This is a genomic window from Daejeonella sp., assembly GCF_044342615.1.
Taxonomy (GTDB): Bacteria; Bacteroidota; Bacteroidia; order Sphingobacteriales; family Sphingobacteriaceae; genus Daejeonella.
The window spans coordinates 1-10,659 of the sequence record NZ_JBIIPN010000094.1 but is presented as its reverse complement, the minus strand read 5'-3'; the positions used below and the strand labels follow the sequence as shown (position 1 = coordinate 10,659).

The window sequence follows — 10,659 nt, the reverse complement described above, 5'->3', positions numbered from 1 at the left end:
TATGATTTGGAAAGGTTTTGCCATGGCATTATTAGAAACTATCGGTTTTGATAGTCCCACGCAAAAAGAAATCAAAGCTCGATTAAGAAAGCTCGAACTGGAGCGTATTCAACGTGATGAGCGCAGAGATGATCGATTAAAGAAAAGGCTTATTCGGCGTAATAATAGGACCGATGTTCCTTGATTATTATTGAAATTCCAAATTAGTATTAAACAAAAAGGCCGCTTATTTCTAAGCAGCCTTTCCATAATATACGAAATTTTTAGTGATTTACCAAATAATTCCACCCAAACTCGTCGCTTGATCTTCCATAGCGTAAATCATTTAGCGTATTCAAGAGTTTATTCGAAAATTCGCGTTTAGCAGGATCGGGAAGTGTGTAAAGTTCACCATTATGACCAATTTCGGCAATATGTGCAATGGTTGCTGCTGTTCCAACCCCAAATGCATCACTAATACGGCCTTCTTTTATACCTTTAAGAACCTCATCCACAGACACTCTACGTTCTTCTACTGGCACATTCCATTTTTTAGCAAGTGTTAATACCGTATCGCGGGTAACGCCTTTCAAAATGGTATCTCTTGTAGATGGAGTGATTAATGTACCATCCATTAAGAACATGACATTGGCAGCACCTAATTCTTCAATGTATGCATGCTCACGTGAATCTGTCCAGATGAGTTGATCAAAACCTTCCTGACTAGCCTTTAAATTAGGTAACATAGAACCGCCATAATTGCCGGCAGCCTTTGCAAAACCAAATCCTCCGTCGCACGCTCTTGAATAATTAGTCTCAATTTTCACCTTTAGGTTCTTTGAGAAATATGGTCCCACCGGACCCGTAATTACCATATATTTATAGCTTGCTGATGGTGTAACCCCTAAAAATGGGTCGGTAGCAAACATGAATGGTCTAATGTATAAAGAGTGATTTTCTTTTGCAGGAACCCAATCTCTATCTAGGTTTACCAAGGTGGAGAGACTTTCCAAAAATATTTCTAGTGGAAGCTCAGGCATGCATAAACGCTCTGCAGAACGGTTAAAACGCTCTCCATTTTTATCAGGGCGGAAGATTGAAACTTTTCCATCGGCATGCTTGTAAGCTTTTATACCTTCAAAAAAAGCTTGTCCGTAGTGAAGGGCAGAAATCGCGGGACTAATACCAATTTCTCCATAAGGAAGAATCTGGAAGTTTTTCCATTCGCCATTGCTATAATCAGCCATGAACATGTGGTCAGAAAATGTCTTTCCGAAAGGTAAATTATCGAAATCTGTATCCGCTAAGCGTGATTTAGATGTTTTTGTTATGGAGATATTTATTTTTTGCGACACCTTGATAGGGATTAAAATGTTTGCGCAAAATTAATGAATTTTAAGCGTAAAGAAGAAGGGTACAATGGGCTTTCTATAGAATTTAGTAAATTGTTTTTGCACTGATCCGCGTTACTCTGCAGGTGTATTTTCACGTTGCGTAGATGTTGTTGGTTTTGGCTTCGAGAACCTGGCTTTGAGAACCCGGCTTCGAGAACCTCAGCCACTGGGTAACTAATGAATAAATTGTCTGAACGATGATTTATTTGATTATGGTGATTATGGAGATTAGAGCAAGGAATAAGGGCATTTCTCATATCTAAATACTTTGTACTAAATACTAATTGAAATGTCGCTTGCCTGATAACTGACAACCGATAACTCACAACTCACAACTGATATTTTATGACGGGCTTCTAGAGCCTAAGTCACCTGATTACTTAGCCATAAATATTTCCTATTAAGGAAACTTATTTGTATTTTTGTATTATATTATTTTTGAATGAAGAAAAATTTTGATGTCGAGTTTTTAGAAGACGCACAAGAATTTTTAGAAAATCTTGGCGAAAAGGAGCGCAACAAGATTTATTATAACATAAAAAAGGCTCAGTATATCAATGATAATGAGCTGTTTAAAAAATTGAATGAGAACATTTGGGAGTTTAGAACCTTGTACAATTCTAAGGTGTATAGGCTGTTTGCTTTTTGGGTTAGGTCAAAGAAAAATGAAACAGTAGTGATTTCAACTCATGGAATTTTGAAGAAAACCCAGAAAACACCATTAAAGGAAATCGAGAAAGCAGAAAGTATAAGAGAAGAATATTTAAAATCTACGAATGATGAAAAAAGTAAATAAAATGAAAACTGTAAGTCTTGACGACATGGTTGACAAGCATGTCGGAAAGATTGGAACAGCTGAAAGAGATGCTTTTGAATATGAATTAAGTATAGACTTGATTGGACATGCTATTAAACAAGCTAGAAAAGAACGAAACTTGACTCAAGAAGAATTAGGTAAATTGGTTGGTGTACAAAAAGCCCAAATTTCAAAAATTGAGAACAGTATTAAAAACGCGCGTCTAGACACAATCATGAAAATATTTAATGCTTTAGGTGCTACTGTAAATTTTAATGTAGAACTTGATCATAAAAAATTAGCGTATTGAATTTTATAGTCGATAAATACTAGTTGCTTTAGCTGCTTTCTAAGACCCGGCTTCGAGAACCTCAGCCACCGGGTAGCAGATGTCGCCAGCCTGACAACTGATAACCGACAACTGATAACCGACAACCCGCTCCTAATAAAGTATCCTAAACTTGATCGTATGGTCAATCTGTTTGAGTGCTTTTAATACTTTTTTGTCGTACTCATCGCTCACATCTGTAATTACATAGCCTATACTTGGGTTTGTCATGAGGTATTGTCCCACAATATTGATATGATGCTTAGCAAATACGCTATTTATTTGCGCCATGATACCTGGCATATTTTTATGAATATGTATCAATCGGTGGGCACCATCAATTCGCGGTAGTTGTAAATTCGGGAAGTTAGCACTCACATAAGTATGACCATGATTAATGAAATTGATCATTCTTTTGGCAATGAGTTGTGGGTTTTTAAGATTTTTCTTGGGATCATCAAAAATGACAATTCCCATATCAGTACAGAGTCCGTGTGATAATTTAGGCTCACTATTGCCCAAATAGCCAATGGTTTTCAATTTTACGGCACGCTCTAGTTTCTCACGTTCCAATATTTCGCCATTGCCAAGAAGCATCATGCCTACATCAGCCACGTATTTTTCTTCGAAGCTTTTCTTATGTCGAATGGAAAATCCGTCTTTCTTTAGTGTTTGAATAGCTTCAATTGGCACTTCCCCAATTACGAGGCATAAAATTCTGTTTTTGGGATATGAAATTGCTCGAGGCAGATTATTTACGTATAAAAACTCATCAAAGCTGGGAGTAACATGATCTGCTTTTTCAGCTACAGTTTTACGCTCAATATTCTCTGTAAAGGCATAAAACTTTTTGATCATCCCAAATTCCTTCAGCTGGAAATCTGAATGTCCATCACCAATTCCATAAATTTCACCCTTCAGGTCGAGTTCCTTTAACAGCGTTACTTTACCACCTTCATTAGATAAAGGATTTTTATCATCGTAACCAATTATTTTATCATTATCGTCGAAAATAAAGGTGTTGGCGTAGATATTTTCTTTGGAGATATGGTAAGGCAGCACTACAGGAATTATAAATTCTTTAAAGCCTCCAGATACAATCAGTACTGAATCGACATGTTTTTTAAAGAATGTTTTATTTCTTGAGAACGATGAAGAAACTTTCTTTTTTAAGACACCAATTAACTCTTTCAGATGATTGCGATTGGCTTCTAGAAGTTGAACACGCCCACTCAAACTCTCCCTGAACGACATCTTGCCTTCCATCGCTAGATTGGTTAAGTCATCAATCTTTTTATAAATTTTTTCCTTATCCGGATGATTTTTTAGAGAAATTCGGGCTAATTCATCTAATGCCTCTACCTGAGTGAAGGTACTATCGAAATCTATGATGTAAAACTGCTTCAAGGCTTTAATATTTCTATTTAATGGGTTTGAAAATTATGGCAAATTTCGCTTATCGATTGTTTTATAGGTTTAAACTCTAAATTTAATGTCTTTTTGACTTTTTCATTAGAAAAATTTCTTTTTTTGAACGCACTTGACGCGGTTTCTTTTGTTAGTCCATGCTTTTTGCCTGTAAAAAAAGTTAAGAATCGAGTTCCTAAATAGGCAAGATTCATCATCCATGGTTTTAAGGCAATTTGTGGTGGCCTTTTCCCTAAATTGATAGCTATTTCTGTAAAAAAATCTTGGTAGCTCCAATTTTCGGCATTGATAATGAAGCGCTCATCCGAAATATCAGAGTCCATTAGTAAAATCATCGATTTGGCAACATCTTCCACATCAACATAGCCAAAAGAGCCTCCAGGATAATAATTTAAGCCTTTTTGAATGCTTTCAAAGAGCTGTCCGCTACCTTGATTACCAGCATTTTTCCCTATAATAATCGATGGATTAACGATAATAGTATTTAAGCCCTCGGCATTAGCTCTAAAAACCTCCATCTCACTTTCATATTTGGAGATGGAATAGTTGCTTGAGTTCGGACCGTGTTCCCAATGCTCATTTTCTGTAATCAGTTCCTCCTTTTTACCTTCTCCTAATGCTGCAACCGAACTTACATGTAAGAAACGTGAAACATTCATATCCATGCTTAGATTGAGCAAATTAATCGTTCCCTCTACATTCACTTTCCTCATCATTTTTCGATCCGCGGGGTCGAAAGATATAAAAGCAGCACAATGATATACTTTTGTGATCCCCTCCATGGCATTTTTGAGGGTAAAATAATCGAGGATGTCGGCATTAAACCACTCAATCTCCGACTCGTTTTTAAGCAGTGTAGGCAAATTCGAGTACTCGCGTTTTATTGCTCTGACCTTTTCGCCCTTTAAGATTAATTGTCTGATTAATTCTGAACCTAAAAAACCGGTGGCGCCGGTAACTAAAATCATCCCGATGAATTTTTATTAATGCTTTCAAAAGTAACTGAATAAACTGATATTTGCTTTGAGTCTATGCTCAAAAAAAATATTATTCTTCTTTTCAGCAAAAATTTACCAATTTGAAGATCTTTAATTAATCCATTCACAGGTACAAAATATTTTATGTCATTATCTGATTTTCTTAGTCCTGTTGATTTCAATAGTTTAATTCCTGTTGATGGCTTCTATAGCAGCCATTTAGGTTCGAAAATAGAGGTTTACCATCAACAATTCCCAGATTTGGAGGGTCATCAATTTGATGTCGCTTTAATTGGAGTGCTTGATGGAAGAAATGCTGGAAATAATAAAGGGACCGCCAAAGCGCCAGATTTTTTCAGAAAAAAATTCTATGAACTCAATGAAGGTAATTATACAAGCCGCATTGTAGATCTTGGAAATATTAAAGCAGGTCATACTGTTTCGGATACTTATGTTGCCCTAAAATTAGTAGTAGCCGAACTTATTAAACTTGATATTCTTCCTATAATTATTGGTGGAGGTCAAGACTTAAGCTACGCGCAGTTTATGGCCTATGAAGAGTTGGAGCAAAAGGTTGACCTTTTAGTTGTCGATTCTCACTTCGATCTAGATGAAAATCACGATGATACGATCGAAACCAGCTCTAAATCTTATCTCAATAAAATATTTTTACATCAACCTAACTACTTGTTTAATTTCAGTAATATCGGTTATCAAACCTTTTTTGTGAATCAAGAAAGTTTAAAGTTGATGGATAAGCTATATTTTGATGTTCACCGACTTGGAGACTTCAGAAATAATATAAGTATTGCCGAGCCAATTATTCGGAATGCAAATATGCTTAGCTTTGATATTTCGGCTATCCGTTCGGCGGATGCGGAAGGGAATGCCAATGCTAGCCCCAATGGTTTTTATGGCGAAGATGCCTGTCAAATAGTACGTTACGCAGGGATGAACGATAAATTATCCTCGATTGGCTTTTATGAATATAATCCGGAGTATGATCCTAGGGGACAAACAGCGATGCTTCTTTCTCAAATGGTATGGTACTTTATCGATGGTTTTTATAACCGTAAAAAGGAATTGCCAATGCTTCCAAAATCACAATACATTACCTATCGTACCAGTTTAAAGGATGGCACACATGAATTGGTATTTGTCAAGAGTAAAAAGACTGATCGCTGGTGGATGCAAGTCCCATACCCTACAGGAGGCTCCAAAAATGAAAGACATCATTTAGTCCCTTGTAGATATGAAGATTATCAATTAGCAAATGCAGGTGAAATGCCAGATTTGTGGTTGAGGACGTATCAGAAGCTTATATGAGATGTGAGACGAGAGATATGAGATTAAATAGTCTCACATCTATCATCTTACATCTAAATACTAATTGTCTGAACCATAATTTATTTGATTAAAGAGATATGAGACGGAGATTTGAGATTAAATCATCTCACATCTCATATCTAGCATCTCACATCTAGTTACTAACTACTAAATACTAATCAAATGCTACTCGGAATTGACCTCGGCACTTCATCTATTAAAGTTTCAGTAATTGATTCGGATACACAGAGCTGTATTTGTACCGTGCAATATCCCGAAAAGGAGACCGAAATTATTGCAGAGCAAGCGGGTTGGGCGGAGCAATCACCAGACCTTTGGTGGGAGCATGTGCAGCAAGCAATCTTAAAAGCTCATGCTTTAAAAGTGTATAATCCAGCTGATATTCAGGCAATTGGAATTGCATATCAAATGCACGGATTAGTGCTGGTAGATAAAAATCAACAAGTTTTAAGAAATTCGATTATTTGGTGTGATAGTAGGGCTGTTGATTTAGGAAATGCTGCTTTTAAAGCTATTGGTGAGGAAAAATGCCTTTCACATCTGCTTAATTCGCCCGGAAATTTTACCGCATCTAAATTGGCTTGGGTAAAGCAAAATGAGCCAAATATTTTTGAAAAAGTTGATAAAATAATGCTTCCCGGCGACTTCATTGCGATGAAGATGACAGGAAAGATAAGTACCAGTATATCAGCACTTTCTGAAGGAATATTTTGGGATTTTAAAAATAATGAGCTTTCCAAAGATGTATTTCATCATTATGGATTTGATACTTCTTTAATTCCTGAAATATTGCCCGTTTTTGCTGATCATGGTTCTTTAGATAAATCTATAGCAGCAAAATTATCGTTAAATCCTTCAACCATAGTGAGTTATAAGGCGGGCGATCAGCCGAATAATGCGCTGTCTTTGAATGTACTTAATCCGGGAGAAGTGGCTGCTAATGGGGGGACTTCCGGCGTAATTTATGGAGTTTCTGATCAACTTTCTTATGATTCGGAATCGCGGGTAAATACCTTTGCTCATGTAAATCATAGTCCCGAAATAAACCGCCTAGGTGTTTTGCTATGCATTAACGGGACTGGAATTTTGAACCGTTGGGTGAAGGATGTGATGGGCTGCGGAACGACTTATGAGCAAATGAATCAGGACGCTTTAAAAATTGCTCTTGGTAGTCAAGGGTTAAAAATTCTTCCTTTTGGCAATGGTGCTGAACGAATGTTGAATAATAGAACAATTGGTGTTCATTTTCATAATATTGACCTCAATGTTCATCATCAAGCACATATTTTCAGAGCGGTACAAGAAGGTATCGCATTTGCATTTAGATACGGACTCGATATTATGCGTGAAAATGGTATGAATATCAGCATGATTCGTGCAGGCTACACCAATATGTTTTCTAGTGGGCTCTTTCAACAGGCATTTGTCAATTCATGTGCTGTTCCCTTAGAACTTCACAGCAATGAAGGAAGCAGGGGAGCAGCAATTGGCGCAGGAATAGGAATAAATGTCTTTACCACCGAAAATGCGTTTAGTCGCGTAAAAGCTTTAAAATTAGTCGAGCCTAGTCAGGTATCTGAATACGAGACAGTTTATCAAGAATGGAAAGCACTTTTGAAACAGCATTTGAAATAAAATCAATCGATTTTTACATTAATCCTGATTATCACAGTCCCATTCTTTTTCATTTCACATAAAATATATAAATTACTCTTCTTTTAATATTTAGTATCGCGCAAAGCGAAATTGAGGAATAAAATCAAACAGGAAAATATGTCAAGCATCATTACAGGAGATCAAGAATTTTTCAAAGGAGTAGGCCAAATTAAATACGAAGGCTTAGAATCAGATAATCCATTAGCCTTCCGTTGGTACGATGAAAATCGCATCGTTGCCGGTAAACCCATGAAGGAAACGCTACGTTTTGCTTGTGCCTATTGGCATTCTTTTGTGGGAAATGGCGCTGATCCTTTTGGCGAACCAACCCATATTTTCCCATGGGATAAAAAAAGCGATCCAATTGAACGTGCAAAAGATAAAATGGATGCTGCCTTTGAATTTATCACCAAGATGAATTTGCCATTTTACTGTTTCCATGATGTGGATGTGGTTGATTATGGAAATGATATCCATGAAAATGAAAGACGCTTGCAGGCTATTACTGAATATGCCAAGCAGAAACAGGCGGCAAGTGGCGTAAAATTATTATGGGGGACAGCCAATTTATTCTCAAACAAGAGGTACATGAATGGCGCCTCAACAAATCCTGATTTTCATGTATTGAGTCACGCGGGGGCACAAGTGAAAGCAGCATTAGATGCAACGATTAGCCTAGGTGGCGAAAACTATGTATTCTGGGGCGGCCGTGAGGGCTATATGAGCCTTTTGAATACCAATATGAAACGCGAGCAGGAGCATTTGGCTCAATTTCTTCACATGTCTAAAGATTATGCACGGAAGCAAGGTTTTAAAGGGACTTTCTTTATTGAGCCTAAGCCTTGTGAACCAAGTAAGCATCAGTATGATTATGATGCGGCGACTGTTATTGCATTTTTGCGTCAGTTTAACTTGATGGATGATTTTAAATTGAATATTGAAGTTAACCATGCCACCCTTGCGGGACATACATTCCAGCATGAATTGCAAGTGAGCGCCGATGCGGGTTTATTAGGCTCCATGGATGCTAATCGCGGAGATTATCAAAATGGTTGGGATACGGATCAATTTCCAAATAATATCAATGAACTGACTGAGGCCATGCTTGTGATACTTGAAGCAGGTGGTTTTCAGGGTGGGGGAATAAATTTCGATGCCAAAATTCGTAGAAATTCGACTGATCCGGCTGATTTATTTTATGCACATATTGGGGGAATGGACAATTTTGCTCGTGCCCTGATTGCTGCAGACAATATTCTCAATAAATCTGATTATAAGAAGATACGTGCTGATCGATATGCTTCATTTGATAGCGGAAAAGGCAGAGATTTTGAAAATGGCAAATTGACTTTGGAAGACCTTCGCAATTTTGCTATCGAAAAAGGAGAGCCAGAAGTGAGAAGCGGCAAGCAGGAATATTTAGAAAATTTGGTAAATCGTTTTATTTAATTTTCTTGATATAAATTTTTTGAATGAAATCAATCTTTTAATAAACGCTATTAAAAGATTGATTTTCAATTAATTATGGATGTCCCATCCTCAATTTTTACGATGTAATTTAGCATCTCGGAGCCAGTTTTAGTATGATAGGATGCACTTACTTGAGCAATCAAATCGTTCACAGCTTCAGTTTTTACTAGGTTAATTGTACATCCACCAAAGCCACCGCCCATCATGCGGGAACCCAAAACATTGGGATTATCTTTAACTAAATCGACAAGCAAATCGAGCTCATCGCAGCTTACTTCATATAAATCTTTCAAACCATAATGGGTCTCAAACATACGTTTCCCGAAGCTTTGTAAATCATTGTTTTCGAGATCATTACAAGCATCTTGGAGTCTTTGAATTTCGGAAACGATGAAATTGCATCGCTCATAAATTTTCTGATTTTTCGGTTTAACATGTGTCAATAACATTTCCTCGCTGGCATCTCTCAAGCTTTTCACCTCGGGATGTATTTCTTGAATCCATTTTACCCCTTGCTCGCATTGTTCTCTTCGCTCATTATAAGCTGAAGAGGCTAGTGAATGTTTTACGCGAGTATCAAATAAAACGATTTGAATATCATCAGCTAGGAAGGGAACATAAGCATATTCGAGACTTCGACAATCGAGGCGCATTAATTGCTTTTGTTTACCAAAAGTGCTTGCAAACTGGTCCATGATGCCACATTTCACCCCAACAAATTCATTTTCAGCCGCTTGTGCAAGTCTGACCAAGTCCATTTTTTCATAAGAAAGATTGAAAATATGGTTTAATCCGAAGGCTATTGCACATTCAAGTGCCGCAGATGATGAGAGTCCCGCGCCCGGAGGAATATCCCCTCCAAACACAATATTAAAACCATGCTGAATGTGATGTATTTTTTGAATCTGCTCCACAACTCCTAAAAGGTAATTGGGCCATAATTTTTCAGATTGTTTTATCTCATTGAGATTCCCTTGAAAATCATCATTAAAATCCAATGAATGTATTTTAATGAATTTGTCTTCACGCTTTTGAATGCCTAAATAAATTGCCTTATTTATTGCAGCCGGTAGCACAAATCCTAAATTATAATCGGTATGCTCACCAATAAGATTGATACGCCCCGGTGAGCGCACAATGAGAGGCTCTTGATTGAAAAGCTCTAAAAATTTATCTTTTACTTGGTCTGGATAATTGATAATAGGATTCATCTTATGCATATTCTGCTTATAAATATCTGTTTTTATTCCCTAAATCAAAAGAATTGCTCCTTTCTAATGGATT

General features: G+C 37.0%; 10 protein-coding genes. 6 read left to right on the top strand and 4 right to left on the bottom strand.

Annotated features, from left to right (window positions below; genetic code table 11):
• A partial coding sequence (locus ACIQ0D_RS08925) for a hypothetical protein (RefSeq protein ID WP_395804808.1) occupies window positions 1-184 on the top strand: 184 nt, incomplete at its 5' end.
• Between the two features lie 79 nt (window positions 185-263).
• Here the strand turns inward: ACIQ0D_RS08925 and ACIQ0D_RS08920 are convergent.
• On the bottom strand, window positions 264-1,334 hold the full coding sequence (locus tag ACIQ0D_RS08920) for a branched-chain amino acid aminotransferase (RefSeq protein ID WP_395804806.1): 1,071 nt from the start codon (window positions 1,332-1,334) through the stop codon (window positions 264-266).
• Window positions 1,335-1,815: 481 nt separating this feature from the next.
• On the opposite strand from ACIQ0D_RS08920, the gene ACIQ0D_RS08915 reads away from it, so the two are divergent.
• On the top strand, window positions 1,816-2,169 hold the full coding sequence (locus ACIQ0D_RS08915; RefSeq protein ID WP_395804804.1) for a type II toxin-antitoxin system RelE/ParE family toxin: 354 nt from the start codon (window positions 1,816-1,818) through the stop codon (window positions 2,167-2,169).
• Window positions 2,150-2,479 carry a helix-turn-helix domain-containing protein gene (locus ACIQ0D_RS08910; protein WP_395804802.1) on the top strand — a complete coding sequence of 110 codons (330 nt, stop codon included), beginning with the start codon at window positions 2,150-2,152 and terminating at the stop codon, window positions 2,477-2,479. The genes ACIQ0D_RS08915 and ACIQ0D_RS08910 overlap by 20 nt, the downstream gene beginning before the upstream one ends.
• A 132-nt stretch (window positions 2,480-2,611) precedes the next feature.
• Here ACIQ0D_RS08910 and ACIQ0D_RS08905 read toward each other — a convergent pair whose 3' ends face one another.
• Window positions 2,612-3,904, bottom strand: coding sequence for an HAD-IB family phosphatase (locus ACIQ0D_RS08905; protein WP_395804800.1), 1,293 nt, complete (start codon window positions 3,902-3,904; stop codon window positions 2,612-2,614).
• 17 nt (window positions 3,905-3,921) lie between these two features.
• Complete coding sequence (locus tag ACIQ0D_RS08900; RefSeq protein WP_395804798.1) at window positions 3,922-4,893, bottom strand: NAD-dependent epimerase/dehydratase family protein; 972 nt, start codon at window positions 4,891-4,893, stop codon at window positions 3,922-3,924.
• A 153-nt stretch (window positions 4,894-5,046) separates the two neighbouring features.
• On the opposite strand from ACIQ0D_RS08900, the gene ACIQ0D_RS08895 reads away from it, so the two are divergent.
• From ACIQ0D_RS08895 to xylA, 3 genes are all read left to right on the top strand, one after another.
• Window positions 5,047-6,228 carry a formimidoylglutamase gene (locus tag ACIQ0D_RS08895; protein WP_395804796.1) on the top strand — a complete coding sequence of 394 codons (1,182 nt, stop codon included), beginning with the start codon at window positions 5,047-5,049 and terminating at the stop codon, window positions 6,226-6,228.
• Window positions 6,229-6,411: 183 nt separating this feature from the next.
• Window positions 6,412-7,884 (top strand): xylulokinase, encoded by a 1,473-nt coding sequence (locus ACIQ0D_RS08890; RefSeq protein WP_395804794.1) that lies wholly within the window; start codon window positions 6,412-6,414, stop codon window positions 7,882-7,884.
• 138 nt (window positions 7,885-8,022) lie between these two features.
• The gene (xylA, locus tag ACIQ0D_RS08885; RefSeq protein WP_395804792.1) at window positions 8,023-9,354 is read left to right on the top strand and encodes a xylose isomerase; all 1,332 of its coding nucleotides are present in this window, start codon (window positions 8,023-8,025) and stop codon (window positions 9,352-9,354) included.
• Window positions 9,355-9,419: 65 nt separating this feature from the next.
• Here the strand turns inward: xylA and ACIQ0D_RS08880 are convergent, their stop codons facing one another.
• Window positions 9,420-10,586, bottom strand: a complete 1,167-nt coding sequence (locus ACIQ0D_RS08880) for a galactokinase (protein ID WP_395804790.1) — start codon at window positions 10,584-10,586, stop codon at window positions 9,420-9,422.
• Window positions 10,587-10,659: the final 73 nt, after the last annotated feature.

Excerpts from the sequence above, each read along its gene's own strand:
- ACIQ0D_RS08900 (WP_395804798.1), bottom strand. The coding sequence starts at position 4,893 with ATGATTTTAGTTACCGGCGCCACCGGTTTTTTAGGTTCAGAATTAATC.
- ACIQ0D_RS08915 (WP_395804804.1), top strand. The coding sequence starts at position 1,816 with ATGAAGAAAAATTTTGATGTCGAGTTTTTAGAAGACGCACAAGAATTT.
- xylA (WP_395804792.1), top strand. The coding sequence starts at position 8,023 with ATGTCAAGCATCATTACAGGAGATCAAGAATTTTTCAAAGGAGTAGGC.
- ACIQ0D_RS08910 (WP_395804802.1), top strand. The coding sequence starts at position 2,150 with ATGATGAAAAAAGTAAATAAAATGAAAACTGTAAGTCTTGACGACATG.
- ACIQ0D_RS08880 (WP_395804790.1), bottom strand. The coding sequence starts at position 10,586 with ATGAATCCTATTATCAATTATCCAGACCAAGTAAAAGATAAATTTTTA.
- ACIQ0D_RS08890 (WP_395804794.1), top strand. The coding sequence starts at position 6,412 with ATGCTACTCGGAATTGACCTCGGCACTTCATCTATTAAAGTTTCAGTA.
- ACIQ0D_RS08895 (WP_395804796.1), top strand. The coding sequence starts at position 5,047 with ATGTCATTATCTGATTTTCTTAGTCCTGTTGATTTCAATAGTTTAATT.